The sequence below is a fragment of the Streptomyces sp. CBMA123 genome (genome assembly GCF_014596465.1).
GTDB lineage: Bacteria > Actinomycetota > Actinomycetes > Streptomycetales > Streptomycetaceae > Kitasatospora.
Genome location: NZ_MECK01000190.1, coordinates 38,325 through 56,198, shown reverse-complemented (window position 1 = coordinate 56,198; position 17,874 = coordinate 38,325). Strand labels below are relative to the sequence as shown.

Annotated in this window: 10 protein-coding genes and 1 pseudogene; 8 read left to right on the top strand and 3 right to left on the bottom strand. The window is 73.3% G+C overall.

What is annotated here, in order from left to right; all coding sequences use genetic code 11:
• The 3 genes and pseudogenes from BG452_RS21555 to BG452_RS21545 form a co-directional block, all read right to left on the bottom strand.
• Window positions 1-1,667 (bottom strand): annotated as a pseudogene (locus BG452_RS21555) (amidoligase family protein); the annotation flags it as partial.
• Window positions 1,668-1,669: 2 nt separating this feature from the next.
• Complete coding sequence (locus tag BG452_RS21550) at window positions 1,670-3,001, bottom strand: hypothetical protein (protein WP_188305979.1); 1,332 nt, start codon at window positions 2,999-3,001, stop codon at window positions 1,670-1,672.
• Entirely contained in the window at window positions 2,998-4,197 is a 1,200-nt protein-coding gene (locus BG452_RS21545; protein ID WP_188305978.1) for a DegT/DnrJ/EryC1/StrS family aminotransferase, read from the bottom strand. Before BG452_RS21545 ends, BG452_RS21550 begins: the two co-directional genes overlap by 4 nt.
• A 148-nt stretch (window positions 4,198-4,345) precedes the next feature.
• Between BG452_RS21545 and BG452_RS21540 the strand changes: the two genes are divergently transcribed.
• The 8 genes from BG452_RS21540 (at window position 4,346) to BG452_RS21505 (ending at window position 17,869) form a co-directional block, all read left to right on the top strand.
• Window positions 4,346-5,401 carry a thioesterase domain-containing protein gene (locus tag BG452_RS21540; RefSeq protein ID WP_188305977.1) on the top strand — a complete coding sequence of 352 codons (1,056 nt, stop codon included), beginning with the start codon at window positions 4,346-4,348 and terminating at the stop codon, window positions 5,399-5,401.
• A 5-nt stretch (window positions 5,402-5,406) separates the two neighbouring features.
• A complete protein-coding gene (locus tag BG452_RS21535; RefSeq protein ID WP_188305976.1) occupies window positions 5,407-6,645 on the top strand; it encodes a radical SAM protein in 1,239 nt (412 codons plus the stop codon).
• On the top strand, window positions 6,642-8,975 hold the full coding sequence (locus tag BG452_RS21530; protein ID WP_188305975.1) for a lantibiotic dehydratase: 2,334 nt from the start codon (window positions 6,642-6,644) through the stop codon (window positions 8,973-8,975). The genes BG452_RS21535 and BG452_RS21530 overlap by 4 nt, the downstream gene beginning before the upstream one ends.
• On the top strand, window positions 8,972-10,015 hold the full coding sequence (locus BG452_RS21525) for an ATP-binding cassette domain-containing protein (RefSeq protein ID WP_188305974.1): 1,044 nt from the start codon (window positions 8,972-8,974) through the stop codon (window positions 10,013-10,015). Before BG452_RS21530 ends, BG452_RS21525 begins: the two co-directional genes overlap by 4 nt.
• A complete protein-coding gene (locus tag BG452_RS21520; RefSeq protein ID WP_188305973.1) occupies window positions 10,012-10,842 on the top strand; it encodes an ABC transporter permease in 831 nt (276 codons plus the stop codon). Before BG452_RS21525 ends, BG452_RS21520 begins: the two co-directional genes overlap by 4 nt.
• Window positions 10,839-11,618: an ABC transporter permease gene (locus BG452_RS21515; RefSeq protein WP_188305972.1), complete on the top strand. Its 780-nt coding sequence runs from the start codon at window positions 10,839-10,841 to the stop codon at window positions 11,616-11,618. Before BG452_RS21520 ends, BG452_RS21515 begins: the two co-directional genes overlap by 4 nt.
• A 333-nt stretch (window positions 11,619-11,951) precedes the next feature.
• On the top strand, window positions 11,952-16,844 hold the full coding sequence (locus BG452_RS21510; RefSeq protein ID WP_188305971.1) for a non-ribosomal peptide synthetase: 4,893 nt from the start codon (window positions 11,952-11,954) through the stop codon (window positions 16,842-16,844).
• Window positions 16,841-17,869, top strand: a complete 1,029-nt coding sequence (locus BG452_RS21505; RefSeq protein ID WP_188305970.1) for a phosphotransferase enzyme family protein — start codon at window positions 16,841-16,843, stop codon at window positions 17,867-17,869. Before BG452_RS21510 ends, BG452_RS21505 begins: the two co-directional genes overlap by 4 nt.
• Window positions 17,870-17,874 lie beyond the last annotated feature (5 nt).

Genomic DNA, 17,874 nt, shown 5'->3' with positions numbered 1-17,874 from the left:
ACCGCGACCAGCCGCCGCCGTGACTCCTCGTCGACCGGCGCGTCGCGGGGTCGGCCGAGCAACGCGGCCACGTCGTACGGCGCCGGCAGCGCGGCCGGGTCCGGGTCCGGCCGGCGCCGCCAGTACGGCGGGGTGAGGTGGTAGAGCTCTGCGAGGTGCCGGCGCAACCGCGGCCAGGGGTACTCGTCGAGCACGCGCCGGACCTCGACGGTGTCGCCGGGCGGCTCGGGCCGGTGCACCTGGACCCCGTCGCGGGCGGCCAGCACCGTCTGGTCGCTCACCGTGCGGCCGTCGCCGGCCGGCACCCACGCCCGGGGCGACGGCGGGTGCCGGTCGGCGGTGACGGTCAGCACGACGTCGGCGGCGAACGCTGCGGCGCGGGTCCACCACTCCGCCGCGTCCAGGCTCGCGTCACCGTGCCGGTATTCGATCGAGTCGTCGGCCCGGCCGACCGACCTGGCGATCTTGAGCGCCGGGTGTTCCAAGCGGCGCTTGAGGTCGTCCCGCAGCTGTCTGATCCGGGTCGCGTCCACCGGCGGCGGCCCGGGCAGCGGCTGGCAGAACCGCGTGCCCCGGTGCGCCTCGGCCCGGATCGAGGTGCCCAGGCGGAAGTGCAGCCACTGCCGGGCCTGGAAGCGGGCCAGGTGGCCGGCGTGCAGGGCGGTGTCGGTGCCGAAGGGGACCCCGACGTGGACGTGGCCACCGGCCCGGACGCTGGTGTAGCCGCCGCAATCGCGGATGATCGCGCACACCTCGACGAGGTCCTCGTACGCCTGCGGGGTGTCCCGCAGGATCGGCGACACGACTTCGCCGTCTCCCTCGGCCTCCTCCAGCTCGACCCGCCAGGTACGGCGGTCCTCGCTGTAGGGCTCGGCGCCGTCGGGCCCGCGGTCGGCGCCGTGCTGCCGCACCCGGGCGTCGCGGGCGAGCCCGCGCGTGCGCAGCAGCGCGGCGATCGCGTCGATCTGCGGGGTGCTGAGCAGCGTTCCGTCCGCCGCCCGGGCACCGCGCCCGGCGTGGAACTCGATCTCCACGCCGCGGGTGACCAGCCTCCCGACGCCGCCGAGCAGCCGCCGGTACTCGGTCTCCAGTGGCGGCAGCCCGGCCCGCAGCCGGCGGGCCACCCGGTGCGCCGCCTCGTCGAAGAGCCGGTGGTCGCCCAGGTAGGCGGCGGTCGGCCCGGCGGGCAGCAATCGGCGCAGCCGATCGCGCACCTCCGCCGTCGTCATCATGGCCGGCCGGCCGTCGGCCGGCTCCAGATGCGGCGGCAGGCCGCGGGGCAGCAGCCGGTCCTGGTGATCGGCGAACCTGGGGACGGCGCCGGCGTGCGGCGGGTGGGAGCGCCACGCGTCGGCCCGTTCGTCGGCGCCGTCCGCCCACTTGAGCCGGACGCCGCGGCGCAGGTCCGCGACGACGTAGCCAGGCGCGGGCACGTGCACGGATTCGCCCCACCGCGCCGCCAGTTCGGCTGCCCACCCCGGCTCCACACCGGAGGCGGCCAGGCACACCTCGAAGCCCGCGTGGCCGTGTTCGCGGAGCAGCTCGGCCACCTCGCCCGGTGCCGGCAGCGGTGCGCCGTCGCGCAGGGTGAGCACGCACAGCCCTTCGGGTCCGGTCGCGCCGTGCACCTCGATTCCGGACACCGGGCCGGCCTGCCCCTGCGCCACGGTCACTCCGATCCGCGCAGCACGCCCCAGGTGTGGTGGACACACCTGACTCCGCCGTGGATCCGGACGGTGAACCCGCGCTCCCGGGCCCCCGTGCACAGCAGCCCGTCCCAGCCCATCTGCTCCTCCCAGTCGAACAGCACCGGTGCCCGGGAGACGACGGCGTTGGCCCAGACGGTGCAGGCGCCGCCGACGCAGCCCACGTCGAGTGGCTCGTCCGGCAGTTCCTCCCACGGGATCGGCGCGCCCCAGCCGCCCTCGGGTACTGCCTTGCCCCCGCAGACGTAGCGCCCCTCGACCCGGTCCCAGGCCGCGGAGATCGCCGCGAGCGGCGTGCCGCTCGGGCGCGAGTACTCCTCGACGAGCCGGCGCACGGCGTCGGCCGGCGGGTCGATGTCGTCCTCCAGCGTCAGGACCAGGTCCTCCTTGATCCTCGGCAGGACCGAGGCGTAGAGGCGGGCCACGTGCAGGTTCCGCTCCCGCTTCAGGTACCACTCGTCCGGCGACGGCCGGTACACGGTGCCGTCGACGGTGAAGTCGAGGTGCTCGATCCCCCGGGCGGCCTGGATCCTGACGCTTGCGGCCCGCAGCCGCTCGGTGAACTCCGGATCGCGGCTGTTGTCCACCACGTAGAGCGAGGTCCGGGCGGGCAGCTCGGTCTTCAGCAGCACCTCCTCCCACCGGGAGAAGGTGCTCTCGCGCCCGGCGTGCAGCGAGACGATGGCCAGCGAGCGCTTCTGCCAGGCGTCGGCCGTGGCGTCGGCCTCGGACCGCGGCGCCGGCGGTCCCAGCGGTGCCGGCGGTGCCGCGAAGCTGACGGCGCGCCAGCCGGCGGCGGTCAGGTCCAGGCAGAGCGCGTGGTCGAGCGACGCGGGCCCGTCGCACCGGTCCGGCCACCACCCCACCAGTTCGGCGGCGGCACGCCGCCAGACCGAGGCCGGCTCGATGCCGTCGGCCACCCGCAGCGCCCAGTAGTCCCGCTCACCGTCCTCGCTGCCGGGCGACAGCACCGCGACGTCGGAGGGCGCCGTGCCCACGGCCCGCTGGGCGGCCGCGAGCAGACCCGCCGGGACGACCGCGTCGACGAACACCGCCCAGCGGGCGTCCGTCGCGGCCCAGCCCGCGGTGCGGGCCTGCGCCCGGCTCGGCCAGTCGCCGGCCAGGACCGTCCAGCCCTCGGGCGCCTGAAGGGGGGCCGAAGCGCCGAAGCCGAGCAGGATCCGCTCGGCGGGCGCCGGGACCTGGGCGTCGACCGCGGCCAGCACCGCGCCGAGCCCGCCGGGACCGCCGGCGTCCGCCGTGACGATGACGGCGATCTCGGGGGCCGCGGTCACGCCGCGCTCACCGCGTGGTCGGAGAGCACCTTGGCCAGGGCGTCGACGCAGTCCTGGATGTCCTCGGGCCCGGCCGCGGGGTGGACGGGCAGGCAGAACGCCGTGCTCGCGCACAGGTCGGAGTTCGGGCAGGTCTCGTTGGAGGGGTTGCCCGCGAAGATGGGCTGGCGGGTGAGCGGGATCGGGTAGCGGCGCTGCGCGGGGATCCCCGCCTGCTGCAACTCGGAGACCAGCGTGACGACGTCGAGGACGGACGGGTCGGTGGTGAGCCGCAGGGTGTACTTCCACGGTGCGGCCACCCCGCCGGGCACGACCTTCGGCAGCGAGAGGCCGGGCAGCTGCGCCAGGCCTTCGTCGAGCAGGGCTCCGTTGCGGCGGCGTGCGGCGACGAAGCCGTCGAGCCTGCCCAACTGCACCAGGCCGACGGCCGCCTGCGGCGAGGTCAGCCGGTAGTTGTAGCCGACCGCGGCGTGGTGGAACAGCCCGGGGCCGGCCGGCACCAGGCCGTGGTCCCGCAGCATGCGCAGCGAGGCGGCCAGGTCCGCATCCGCCGTCAGCAGAGCGCCTCCCTCGCCTCCGGTCGTCATCGTCTTGTCCTGCCAGAAGCTGAAGGTGCCGACGTCGCCGATCGTGCCGACACGGCGGCCGTCGACCTCGGCGCCGTGGCCTTGGGCGGTGTCCTCGACGAGCTTGATCCCGTGCCGACGCGCCATCTCCGCCAACTGCCCGACCGGCGCCGGGTATCCGTTGAGGTGCACGGCGATGACGGCCTTGGTGCGCTCACTGATCTTGGCCTCGGCGTCGGCCGGGTCGATGCAGAAGGTGTCCGGGTCGATGTCCACGAAGACGGGGGTGGCGCCGAGGTAGGCGATGGGAGAGGCGGATCCCACGAAGGTGTAGGCCGGCACCAGGACCTCGTCGCCCGGGCCGATGCCCAGCGCCGCGAGCGCGAGGTGGATGGCGCTGGTGCCGTTGTTCACGGCGATCGCGTGCGGCGCCGAATGCCACTGCGCGTAAGCCTCTTCGAACGTGGCGACGTGACGGCCGGAGTTCTGTGAGAGCTCGTTGGTCAGCAGGACGGCGGCGGCGGCGTCCACCTCCTGCGGGCCGAGCTGGGGCCAGGACGGGAAGTTCTTCGTTCGTACGGCGGACACGTCTCTCCCAGCGGGTTCGAAGGTGAGGAGGGAACGGTTCACAACCGGCTCCGTCCCGGCCGCTGAGCTTAGGCACGGGCACTGGTGGAGGAATGAACGCCGTCTGTCGGCGGCGTTCAGAGCGCGGTCAGAGCTTGATCACTGGACTTCCCTAACGTTCTCGCCAGACATCCGAGAGATTGGCGGCTTCGTGGAGCAGGGACTTGCGCCGGTGCCGGAGGGCCCGAAGCGGCCTTTCCGGGACCAGTGGGAAGCGGCGGTCGCCGAGGCCTACGCGGACGAGCTCGACGTCGCCGACGTCTCGATCGACACCGCGTTCAGCACATCCGGCGACGACGAGGCGGCCGACCGCATCGTGGACCGGCTGTTCGAGACGACCCGCGCCCGGCTGCCCCGGGCCGAACTCACCGCCCGCGACACCGTCGAACGGGTCGCCGCGTACCTGCGCGAGCGCGCGCCGTCCGACCGCTGCCTCCAACTGCCGGCCGACTTCGATCCGCACGCTCCCTCGCTGTTCTACTTCCACTCCGCTTCCGGCACGGCGATGGCCATCAGGACCCTGCGCTCGGTGCTGCCGGTCCAGTCGGTCGGCGTGCGCGCCGCCGGGCTGGAGGGCGAGCGCGAGGTGCCCCGCAGCATCGAGGAGTTCGCCTCGATCTACCTGGAGGAGCTGCTGCGGCTGCCGGCGGAGCAGCCGTATCTGCTGTGCGGCTTCTCGACCGGTGGCGCGATCGCCTTCGAGGTCGCCTGCCGGCTGCTGGCGGAGGGTCGGCGCGTCGCGATGCTCGCCCTCATCGACAGCCAGCCGCCGGACCCGTCGCTCGCCGCGGGGGTGTCCTCGGAGGAGGTGTTGATCGGCGGCAGACTGCAGGAGCTGCTCCGCCGGATCGGCGTCGACGTGCCCTACACCATCACGGTCGGGGACGCGGGCGTCGTCAGCAGCCTGAAGGAGGCCCGCGTGCTCGCGGAGACGGTCGGACCGGAGGTCCTGCGGCGCCAACTGGAGGTCTTCGCCCGCGCCCTGCGCGCCGACCGGTTCTACCACCCCGGCTACTACGCCGGCGACCTGCACTACTTCAACGCCCACATCACCGACGACCTGGTCGGCAACTGGGAGCCCCACGCCCGGCGCGTCATCCGCCACCGCGTCGAGGCCGACCACCACGAGTACTCGATCTTCCCCGACCCGGGATTCCGCACCGAGTTCGTGAACGCGGTCCGCGACGCCTTGTCCGAAAGGCCGTGACAGGCATGATCGAGAGCACTCCGTCCGCACCGCCCGCGCAGCGGCGTCCGAGCAGCCACGTCGAGTGGACCGAGGCCCGCCTCGAGAACCACGAGCTGAACCTCCGTGAGTTCGAGCAGCGGGCGACGCGTCTGCACAGCCTGCCCCGGGTGCTGTTCGTGGAGCTGACCGAGAACTGCAACCTCTCCTGCCCGATGTGCCGCTCGGCCGGCAAGTTCGACCGCTCCCGCAACATGAGCCAGGAGCTGTTCGACCGGATCGCGCACGAACTGTTCCCCACCGCCGAGATCGTGGACCTGCGCGGCTGGGGCGAGAGCACGATCCTGAAGAACTTCCCCCGGTTCGTCGACCAGACCCTCGACTACGGCTGCCGGGTCCGCATGGTGACCAACCTGACGGCGTTCCACGAGGCGACGTGGCGCAAGCTCGTGCGTTCCGGCGCCCTGATCTCGGTGTCCTTCGACGCCGGCGAGCGCGAGACGTTCGGCAAGGTCCGCCGCGGCGCCGACATGAACGTGGTGCTGCGCAACCTGGAGGTGCTGGTCGACGAGGCACACGCCAGCGGAGTGGGCACCGGCAACATCCACCTCAACGTGACCGTGCAGCCCGCGGCACTCGACGAGCTGACCACCATCGCCAAGCACGCCGCACGGCTCGGCGTCGGCATGCACCTCAGCCCGATCACCCTCCCGGACGGGCATCCGGACCAACTGCTGTACCACCGTCCCGAGGTGCTCCGCGCGCTCGCCGAACTGGCGGAGGTGGCCGAGTCGACCGAGGTGGACGTTCAGCTCAACACGGCGCTGGACGAGCTGTGGGCCGACGACGACACGGCGAACAAGACCTGCACGCATCCGTGGATGTACCTGTACGTCAACTACCGCGGTGGCGTGGGCTTCTGCGACCACCTGATCGGCTCGCCCGCGGAGCACCATCTGGTCGGCGATCTGAACACCGCCGGCCTGCGGGAGATCTGGAACAACGAGCAGTACCTGTCGTTGCGCGCCCAGCACGGCGCCGGCCGCGAGCACATCGACCCGAAGTTCGAGGACTGCCGCTGGTGCTACCGCAACCGCTACCTGGACTTCGACCACGAGTCGTACCAACCGTACGAGAAGCACCGGACGCGGCTGACCCGCTCCCTGTGCGCGTCCTTCGTGCCCGGTCCGGCGATCGCGCCGCCGGGGAGCCGACTGCTGCCGTTGTCCGTCCGCCCGGCGCCCGCTGCCGAGGGGGAGCAGTGACGGCGCCGCGACAGCCCGCGCGGCCGGAGACGGACGAGCGCTCCCACCTGCTCCCGCTGGCCGGCTCCGACTGGGCCGTGTGGCGTGACGTCGTGCTGCGCGGCGCCGGCTTCCCGGCGACCGAGGCGCGCCGGCTCTCGGCGCCCGGCCTGGCGCAGGCCGCCGGTCTTCCGGACCAGGAGTTCGACGGGCTGTGGAAGGCGGAGCTCGAACGGCTGGCGGACTCGCTGCGCGAGGTGGCGGCCGACCCGCGGTTCCGCGAGGCCGTCGCCTGGCAGAACCCCGCCGCGGTGCGCAGCGCCGTGGACAAGGTCGGCCGGCCGGCCGAACCGGGCCGCACCACGGAGCTCAAGCATCTGCAACTCGTCGCCAACTACCTGCAGCGGTACACCGTCAAGAACGACACCATCGGCTTCTTCGGCCCGGCCGCCTGGGGTCGGCTGACCGAGTCCGACCGGCCGATGGACTGCGCCGGCGGGCCCGGCCTGCTCGCCGACCGCACGGTCTACTTCGAGAACTGGGCGATCGACACGCTCGCCCGGCGTCTGTCCGACCAGCCCGGCATGCGCCCATGGCTGCGGCCGGTGCTCTCCGGCGGGGTCTTCGTGGACGACGACCGGCTCCTGCGTCCTTACCGGGAACCCGTCGAGCTGCCGCCCGGCGTCCTGTCCCTGCTCCGGATGTGCGACGGATCGCGGACCCTCGCCGAGCTGGCGGCGCGGCGGGACACCTCGACGGTCGACTCGATCGTCGAGGAGCTGCGGCCGTGGCTGGACGACGGCGTGGTGCGGATGGACCTGAGCGGTCCGATCGAGGCGCATCCCGAACGGACGTTGCGGGAACGGCTCGCCCTGGTCGGCGACCGGGAGCCGCGCGAGCGCGCGCTCGCCGCGCTCGACGAGCTGGAGCGCGGCCGGGACGCGGTCGCCGCGGCGGCCGGCCGGCCGGACCAGCTGATGGCCGCCACCGCGGCGCTGGACGAGGCGTTCCTGCGGATCACCGGCAGCGACGCCGTACGCAGGCACGGCGAGATGTACGCCGGGCGGACCCTGGTCTACGAGGACACCAGGCGCGACGTGGATCTGGAGATCGGACGACCGGTGCAGGAGGCGATCGGCGGGCCGCTCGGCCTGGTGGCCGACAGCGCCCGGTGGTTCGCCGACCGCGCCGGCCGCAACTACCTGGACCTGTTCGGTTCCCTGCTCGACCGGCACAGCCGCGCCAGCGGCCGCGACCGCCTTCCGCTGTCCCAGCTGCTGGGGATGGCCACCCGGCAGCTGACGACCCGCGGCGGGCCGCCGGAGCCGGTGGCGGACGCGGTGTCCCGGCTGCAGGCCAAGTGGGCGCGGATCCTCCGGGTACCGGACGGCGCGCGGCGCCACGAACCGACCGTCGAGTCGATCCGGGACGCGGTCCGCCGGGAGTTCCCCGCGACCGCCCCGTTGTGGTCCGCGGCGCGGCACCACTCCCCCGACCTGATGATCGCCGCGGCCGGGCTGGACGCGGTGCGCCTCGGGCAGTTCACGGCGGTGATGGGCGAGCTGCATCTGGCCACGAACACGCTCGAGGCCCGCCCCTTCGTGGAGCGGCACGCGGACGTCGGCCGACTGCTCGAAGCCGCGGAGCGCGACCACGCCGGCCGCCGCTGGTACTCGGTGCCCAGCAAGGACTCACCACTGGTCAACTCCCGCAGCTACCCGGCCGCGCTGCTCTCGCCGCACTTCCGGTACTGGTGCCTGCACGACAGCGACACCGGCGCGCCCGGCCCGGTGTTCCCGTCCGCCGCGTTGGAGGTGTGCCGCGAGGACGGGCGCCTGGTGGTGGTCTCGAAGACCGGCGAGGGACCGTGGGACCTGCTGGAGGTGCTCGCCGAGCAGGTCTCCGCCGCGATCGTGGGCGCGTTCCGCCCGCTGGCGCCGGCCCGGCACCTGCCGCGGATCTCGATCGGCCGCCTGGTGGTCCAACGGGAGGCCTGGAGCTTCGAGCCGGCCGAGCTGGAGTGGGCGTTCGCCAAGACCGCGGCCCGGCGGTTCCGGGAGGCGCAGAGGTTCCGGGAGGCGCACGACATGCCGGTGCGGACCTTCTGCCGCGTGCACACCGAGCGCAAGCCGACCCTGACCGACTTCAGCAGCGTCCTGATGCTGGAGCAGACCGCGCGCGCGGTGCGCCGGGCCGCGGCGGACACCGCCGAACGCCGGAGCGTGACGATCTCGGAGATGCTGCCGGACCTCGGCCAGACCTGGCTGACCGACGCCGCCGGCGCCCCGTACACGGCCGAGCTCCGGATGGTGCTCGTCGACCCGCTCGGCACCGAGGGAGCCCGGCTGTGACCCCTGCGGCCATCGAGGCGTCCGGGCTCGGCCGGTCGTTCACCGTGGCGGAACGGGACGCCGGGCTGCGCTCGGCGGTCGGCGTCCTGGTCCGCCGGCGCAAGCAACAGGTGCACGCCCTGCAGGACGTGGGCATCCGGGTCGAGCCGGGAGAGATCGTCGGCATCCTCGGCGCGAACGGGGCAGGAAAGACCACCCTGCTCAAGCTGCTCTCCGGGCTGCTCCACCCCTCGACGGGATCGGTGCGCGTGCTCGGCCACGATCCGGCCCGGCGCGAGCCGGCCTACCTGCGCCGCATGGCGCTGGTCATGGGCAACCGGTACCAGTTGCAATGGGATCTGCCCGCCGTCGACTCCTTCGAGCTCAACCGGGCGATCTACCGGATCCCCCGCGAGCGTTTCCGGCAGACCAGGGACGAACTGGTCGAACTGCTGGACCTCGGCGACCTGGTGCGCAAGCCGGTACGCAACCTCTCGCTGGGCGAGCGGATGAAGATGGAGCTGGTCGGCTCGCTGCTGCACGGGCCGGAGATGCTGTTCCTGGACGAGCCGACCCTCGGCCTGGACGTCGCCATGCAGCGGCGGATCCGGACGTTCGTCGCCGACTACAACCGGACCCGGTCCGCGACCGTGCTGCTGACCAGCCACTACATGGCCGACATCGAAGCGCTCTGCCAACGGGTCGTGGTGGTCCACCGCGGCCGGGTGCTCTACGACGGAGACCTGTCGCAGCTCGGCGAGCGCTTCGCCGCGCACCGCGACATCGAGGTGACGCCGACCGGTCCCGACGTGGACCTGAGCGGGTTCGGCGAGTGCCGGCCCGCTTCCGCCGGGCGGTTGCGGGTCCGGGTCGAGGCGGCACGGGTGCCGGAGGTGACGACCCGGTTGCTGGCCGGGGGTGGGGTCACGGACCTCACCGTGACGCGGCCCGCGATCGAGGACGTCATCGAGCACATCTTCACCTCGGACGCGGTCGACCTGCGGGTCGACAGCGCCGACCCGGCGGGCCACGGCGCCCCGGCCACGGCGGCGGCCCCATGACGGCCGGGGCCGCGGCGGACCGCGTGCGGGCGCTGGCCGCCTTCTACGCGGCCGCCGGCCGGCAGTCGATGACCCAGCAGCTGACCTATCGCGCCAGCAGCCTGCTGCTGATGGCCGGCATGCTCACCGAGCCGGTGATCTACCTGGTCGTGTGGTCGGCGATCGCCCGCGCCCAGGGCGGATCCGTCGACGGGTACACGCCGGGCACCCTGGCGGCCTACTACATCACCTGGACCCTGGTGCGGAACATGAACGTCGGCTACGCGCCGGCCGGGTTCGAGCACCGGATCACCACCGGCCGGATGTCGGGCCGGATGCTGCTGCCGATCCATCCGATCCACTACGACCTGGCCGGCTTCGGCGGGGCCAAGATCGTCTGGATCGCCCAGTGGCTTCCCGTCGCCGCCGTGCTCGTCCTGCTGTTCCACCCGACGGCGCATCCGACCCCGGTCGGTGTGCTGGTCTTCCTGGTGTCGATCTGGGCGGCGTTCGTCATCCGCTCGCTGTTCCTCTGGCTGATCGGGCTGGTGACGTTCTGGACCACCAGGGCGAGCGCGCTGTTCGAGCTCTACCTCCTGCTCGAACTCCTGCTGTCCGGACGGCTGGTGCCGCTCGCACTGCTGCCGCAGTGGATGCGGAGCGCGGCCGGGTGGTTCCCGTTCGAGTGGATGTTCAGCTTCCCGATCAACGCGCTGATCGCACCCGGCCCGGCTCCGCGGCTCCTGGCGGGACTGGGCGTCCAGGCGCTGTGGATCGGCGTGGGAGCGCTGCTCGTGGCGGTGGTCTGGCGGCGCGCCGTGCGCCGGTACACCGGGGTGGGCGCGTGAACATCCGACTGGCCGCGCTGTACCTGCGCCTGCTGCTGCTCAACGAGATGCAGTACCGGGCGAACTTCCTGCTGCGCATCGCCACCTCCGTGCTGTCCCTGGGCACCTCGGTGATCACACTGGCTCTGGTCTTCCGCCAGGTCCAGCGACTGGACGGCTGGGACCTGTACCAGCTGGTGGTCCTGGCCGGCGTCTACACCACCCTCAGCGGCTTCACCCAGATGCTGGTGATGCCCAACGCGCTGTCCCTGTTGACGGACATCCAGGAGGGCGCCCTCGACGCGGTGCTGCTCAAGCCCGCCGGTGCCCTGCTGACCGTCAGCGTGCGCTCGTCGAAGGTGTGGCAGGGGCTGGACGTGGCGATCGGCCTGGCCACGACGACGACCGGTGCGGTGCTCTCCGGCGGCGTGGGCCTGTCGGCGGTCCCGGTCTTCGCCGTCACGCTGCTGTGCGCGGCCGCGCTGATCTACAGCTTCCTGATGTCGATCGCCATCAGCGCGTTCTGGTTCGTGAAGCTGGACAACGTCGCCGAACTGTTCTCGGGCCTGTTCCAGGCGGCACGCTGGCCGGTCGGCCTCTACCCCGGGTGGATGCGGATCGGGCTCACGGTCCTGATCCCGATCGGCCTGGCCGTCACGGTGCCCGCCGAAGTCCTCACCTCCCGGGCGACCGGGGCGGGCCCGGCCGCGTTGGCCGCATTCGCCGCCGCCGGCCTCGCCTTCACCCGGTTCCTGTGGCGGCGCGGTCTGCGGCGCTACTCGGGTGCCTCAGCCTGAAACCTCGTACGGAGACCCTGTGGACATCAGCCTCTTCTCTTTCGCCGACGACGCGTCGCGCACCGACCGGGGACGCTACGACCTGCTGCTCGACGGGGCCCGGCCGGCCGACGACGCGGGCCTGCGCGCGGTGTGGACACCGGAGCGGCCTGTTCGGGTCCCCGGACACCGCGCGCCGCACCCTCCGGTCCTTCGAGGACATGGGGGTCGACGAGGTGGCCTGCCTGATCGACTTCGGTGTCGAGCCCGAGGCCGTGATGAGCGGCCTCCACCGGATCGCCGACCTGGCCCGTGAGCACGCCTGACGTTCCCGCACGAGAAACGAGACGACCGATGACCCTGCACGAACTCGTCGCCGCGGCGGCCCGGCGCGCCCCGCAGGCACCGGCGGTGATCACCTCGCACCGCACGCTCAGTTACGCCGAACTGGACGGCCTGGCCGAGGCCGTGGCCGAACGGCTGCGCGGATCGGTGCGCCCCGAAGAACCGGTCGCCGTGGCCCTGGACAAGGGCTGGGAGCAGATCGTCGCGGTCCTGGGCGTCCTGAAGGCGGGGGCGGCCTACCTGCCGCTCTCCACCGACCTGCCCGAGGCCCGGCTCCGGCAGCTGGTCGAGCTCGGCCGCTGCTCCCATGTGCTCACGCAGGCCTCGCTGTCCACGTCCGCGGCCTGGCCCGCGGACGCGGCCGTCTCCACCCTGGAGGGCCTCGACCCCGCGCCGGCCGGACCGGTCGCGGGCACCCGGGACAGCCTGGCCTACGTGATGTTCACGTCGGGCTCGACCGGCGCGCCCAAGGGCGTGATGGTGGAGCACGGCGGCGTCACGGACACCGTGCTGGAGATCAACCGGCGCTTCGGCGTCGGGCCTCGGGACCGCTCCCTCGCACTGACCTCGCTCAGCTTCGACCTGTCGGTCTACGAGATCTTCGGTCCCCTGGCCGCCGGCGGCGCGGTCGTCGTCCCCGACCCGGAGCGTGCGGGTGACCCGGCGCACTGGGCCGAGCTCATGGAGCGGCACGGGGTCAGCCTCTGGCACACGGTGCCGGCGCTGCTGGAGATGCTCGTGTCCTGGCTGGGCGAATCGGGCGTGCCGGCTCCCGGGCCGCTGCGCCTCGCGGTGCTCAGCGGCGACTGGATCCCGGTGGGCCTGCCGGACCGGGTGCGCGACCGGTACCCCGCGGCCCGCGTGGTGAGCATGGGCGGCGCGACCGAGACGTCGATCAACTCCCTCGTCTACGAGATCGGCGACGTCGACCCGGCCTGGACGAGCATCCCCTACGGCGACCCGCTGCCGGGCGAGGGCTTCCTCCTTCTCGACGACTCGCTCGCCCCGGTCCCGGCCGGGACCGCCGGCGAGCTCTGCATCACGGGCACCGGCCTCGCCCGGGGCTACTGGGACGACCCGCGACAGACCGAGGCCGCCTTCGTCCGGCACCCCGAGCTCGGCGTGCGCATGTACCGCACCGGAGACCGGGCCCGGGTCCGCCCCGACGGCACCCTGGAGTTCCTCGGGCGAAGCGACCTGCAGGTCAAGATCCACGGATTCCGGGTCGAGCTCGGCGAGATCGAGGCCGCGCTGCGCGGCGCCACGGACGTCGACCAGGCGGTCGCGCTCGCGCTCGGCCCGAAGACGGCGCGCGACCGCGTCGTCGCCTTCGTCACCCCCGGCCCGCACGCCGTGCCCGACGAGGCGGCGATCACCGCCGAGCTCGCCGCACGGCTGCCCGGCCATCTCGTCCCGCAGCGGATCCATGTGGTCGCGGCACTCCCGCTGACCGCGAACGGGAAGGTCGACCGGGCCGCGCTCGCCTCGACGGCCGCGACGCGGTCCGGCCCGGACGCCGAGCCGCCGCGGCCCGGTACCGAACAGCAGCTCGCGGACATCCTCACCGAACTGCTCGGCCGCCCCGTCGCCGACCGCTCGGCCGACTTCTTCGAGCTCGGCGGCAACTCGCTGCTGTCCGTCCAGTTCGTCACCCGGCTGCGTCGGCGGCTCGGGCTCGACGTCCCCCTGGGCCTGCCGCTCCGGCGGCGCACGATCGCCGGGATGGCCGAGGCGCTCGCCGGCCTGCCCGCCGTGCGCGATGCCGCGGAGCCGAGGCTGGTTCCGCGCGCCGGCACCGGGCCGGCCCCGGTCTCCTTCGGCCAGGAGCAGGTGATCTTCCTCGACCAGCTGGCCGGGGGCGACCGCGCCTACCACTTCCAATGCGTCATCCGCTTCCGCGGCGAACTCCGGCCGGACCTCGTCCAGCGGGCCCTGACCGAGGTCACCCGGCGGCACGAGATCCTGCGCACCACCTTCCACCTCACCGGGAGCGGCCCGGTCCAGGTGGTGCACGACCCGGCCGAGGTGCCGCTGCACGAGCTCGATCTGCGCGCGGTCGCGGACGCCGACCGCGAAGCGGCGCTGACCGCGGCGCTCCGCGCCGAGTTCGACCGCGACTTCGACATCGCCACCGGCCCGCTGGCCGTGTGGACGCTGATCCGGCTGGCGCAGGACGACTGGGCGCTGGTCGAGACCGAGCACCATCTGGTGCACGACGGCTGGTCGGTCTCGGTGTTCTGGCGGGAGATCGGCGAGCTCTACTCGGCGTGGGCGGACGGGCGCGAACCCGAACTGGCCGACCTGCCGGTCCAGTTCGCCGACTACGCCGCCTGGCAGCGGGAGCGCTACGCAGCCCGGCGTGAGCAGGTGCTTCCGTACTGGACGGATCGCCTGGCCGGCACGGGCACCTTCGACCTGGCCGTGAGCCGACCGCGCCCGCCCAAACAGACCTTCCGCGGCACGGCCATCCGGGTCGCGGTGCCCGACGACCTCTATGCCCGGCTGCGCGAGTGCGGGCGGGACGAGGGCGTGTCGCTGTTCGTCGTCATGTTCGCCGGGTTCGCCGTGCTGATGAACCGTTACAGCGGGGCCCGCGATCTGACCATCGGCTCCTGGCTGGCCAACCGCGACAGCCCGGAGACCGAGAACCTGCTCGGCATGCTGGTCAACATGGTCGGCATGCGGCTGCGGTTGGGCGAGGACCTGTCCTTCCAGGAGCTGCTCGGCCAGACCCGCGACGCCGTGCTGGAGGCGCTGGCGCACGGCGAGGCCCCCTTCGAGGACGTCGTGCGCGCGTTGGACCTGCCGCGCGACCCGAGCCGGAACGCACTGGTGCAGACCTGCTTCAGCTTCCACGACTCGCCGGTGCCCTCGTTCGACTGGCCGGGGGCGCGGGGCACCCTGGTCGAACACAACAACGGCAGTGCCAAGTTCGACCTCAATGTCGTCGTCATCCCCCGGGCCGAGCAGCTGCGCCGGGCGGGCGCCCCGGGCGAGCGGGAGAAGCTCGCCCTGATGTGGGAGTTCAACACCGACCTGATCGACCAGGACGCGGCGCAGCGCATGGTCGACCACTACCTGCGGCTGCTGAGCTCGGCGGTGGCCGACCCGAGCGGGGCGGTCGACGCCCTGGACATGCTCGTGCCCGAGGACCGCACGGCCATCGCCGCCTCCAGCGGGACGGCGCGGGACTTCCCGGCCGAGGACGACGTCGTCGCGCTCATCGCGCGCCAGGCCGCCGCGCGCCCCGACGCCCCGGCGGTCACGGCGGGCGGGCGGACCCTGACCTACGCCGAACTCCAGGCCCGGGCCGAGGGGTTGGCCGGCCGACTGGCCGCGCTCGGCATCGGCCCCGGCCACCGGGTCGGCCTGTGCGTCGACCGCTCCGTCTCCACCGTGGTCGGACTGGTGGGCGTGCTGCTGACCGGCGCCGCCTTCGTGCCGCTGGACCACCGGCACCCCGCGGCTCGGAACGAGTACGTGCTCGACGACGCCGACGTCAAGGTCATCGTGACCACTCCGGAGATCGGCGGCCAGTTCCCCGGCCGTCACAAGGAGTTCGTCAACGGCAAACCCGGACCGGCTCCCGAGTACGTCGCCGACCCCGGGAGCGAGGCGTACGTGCTCTACACCTCGGGCTCGACCGGCCGGCCCAAGGGCGTGCGAGTGCCACGGCGCGCGCTGGCCGGGCTCCTGGCCTCGATACGGGCCCGGATCGGCTTCACCGAGGCCGACACGCTGCTGGCCGTGACCACGCTGGCCTTCGACATCTCGCTGCTGGAACTGCTGCTCCCGCTCGTGTCCGGCGGCCAGGTGGTGATCGCCGACGAGAGGTCGACCTCGGACGGGGAAGCGCTGGTCGGCCTGCTGGCCCGGCACTCGGCGACGGTCATGCAGGCGACACCGCTGACCTGGCGCATGCTCGTGGCCGCGAAGTGGTGGCCGGCCAACCGGTTCACCGCGCTGTGCGGCGGGGAGGCGATGCCCGCAGACCTGGCGGCGGAGCTGGTCGAACGGGCCTCCGTCTGCTGGAACCTGTACGGCCCCACCGAGACCACCATCTGGTCGACTGCGTACCGGCTCGACGGCGGCGAGTCGCCGGTGCCGATCGGCACGCCGCTGGCCAACACCGTGGCCCGGGTCCTCGACGACCGGCTGCGGCCGGTGCCGCCGGGCCTGCCGGGCCAGCTCTACCTGGGCGGTACCGGAGTCGCCGACGGCTACACCGCCGCCGGACTCACCGAGGAGCGCTTCACCGCCCTGCCGGGCGAGGACGGCCGGTTCTACCGGACGGGCGACGTGGTGCGGCTGCGGAGCAACGGCGGGCTCGAGTTCCTGCATCGCGCGGACCGGCAGCTGAAGCTGCGGGGCTACCGGATCGAGCCGACCGAGATCGAGCAGGTGCTGCTCGCCCACCCGGCCGTGGCGGATTGCGCCGTCGAGCCGAAGGGCGACCCGGCCAGGCTGATCGGCTACGTCGTCAAGGCCGACGCCGCCGTGACCTCCGCCGAACTGACCGAGCACCTCGCGGCCGCGCTGCCCGCCTACATGGTGCCGCAGGCACTCGTCGACCTGAATCGGCTGCCGCTGTCGCCGAGCGGCAAGCTGGACCGGGCGGCGCTGCCGGAGCCCGGCCCGTCGGCCGGGACCGCGGACGCAGCCGGCCGCGCCCCGCTGACCGGGCCCGAGCAGGAGCTGGCCGCGCTCTGGTCGGAGGTGCTCGGCGGTGTCGCCGTGGGGCCCGACGACGACTTCTTCGAGATCGGCGGGCACTCCCTGCTGGCACTGCGCCTGGTGTCCAGGGTCCGGGCGAAGCTGGGCGGCGCGATCAGCGTGGACACGGTGTTCGACTTCCCGACGGTGCGGTCGATGACGGCCGAGCTGGGCCGGACGGGCCGATGAGCACCCAGCAGGCGTTCACCCCCACACCGGCCGCCGCGGCCTACGTGGGGGAAAGGTTCGGGCTGGCCGGCACCGCGCTCGGCGCGGAGCCGACGGCCCGCGGGCTGTGCGGCCGGATCTGGGAGCTGACGGCCGCCGGCACCCGGCACGCGCTCAAGGAGCTGTTCTGGGACGACGACCAGGACGAGCGGGAGATCCGCGGCCGGGTCCGGTTCGAGACGGCGGCGCGGGCCGCCGGGGTCGGGTGTCCGCAGAGCCTGCCCACCGTGGACGGCGACTACCTGTGCCGGCTTCCCCCTGAACTCGGGGACGTCTACGTCCGGCTCTACGGCTGGATCGACGGCAGGCCCCTGACTCCCGCGGACCGCGCCGCCGAGCAGGCCGCGGACTGGCTCGGCGACTGCCTGGCCCGGCTGCACCGGCTGGCTCTGCGGGACCAGGACGCCGGTGCGCCGGACAGCAGGTTCGAGCGCGTGCCGACCGCGGATCAGTGGCAGGAACTGCTCGACGCCCTGCGCGCACAGCGCGTCGGGTGGGCCGACCGGCTCGAACGGCTGATGCCCGCGGTCGGGGAGCTGTCCGAGCTCGTCGTCCCCTTGGACCGGGACGCCCTGATCATGTGCCACCTCGATCTCACGCCCGAGAACGTGATGCGTGAGCGCACCGGCGGGTTCGTGCTCGTCGACTGGGACAACGCCGGGCCGGGCTCGGCCGACCACGAGCTCGCGGCGGCCCTGATGGCCTGGCACGCACCCGACGGCCGGGCGCGGACGGACCGCGTCGCCGCCACGGCGGCCGCGTACGCACGGGCCGGCGGCCCCGGCCGCGTCAGGGACCTGTCGTGCTTCTCCGGGTACCTGGGCACGGTCCTCAACAACCTGTACACGCAGGCGTCGGTCGCGATCGCGGCGGACACGCGCGAAGAACACCGTGAGCTCGCGCGGACCAAGGTCCGGCAGGTGATGGCGAACCTGCCCAGCCGGTCCGCACTCGAACAAGTCGGCCTGAGCGCCGAGACCCGATGAGAGGG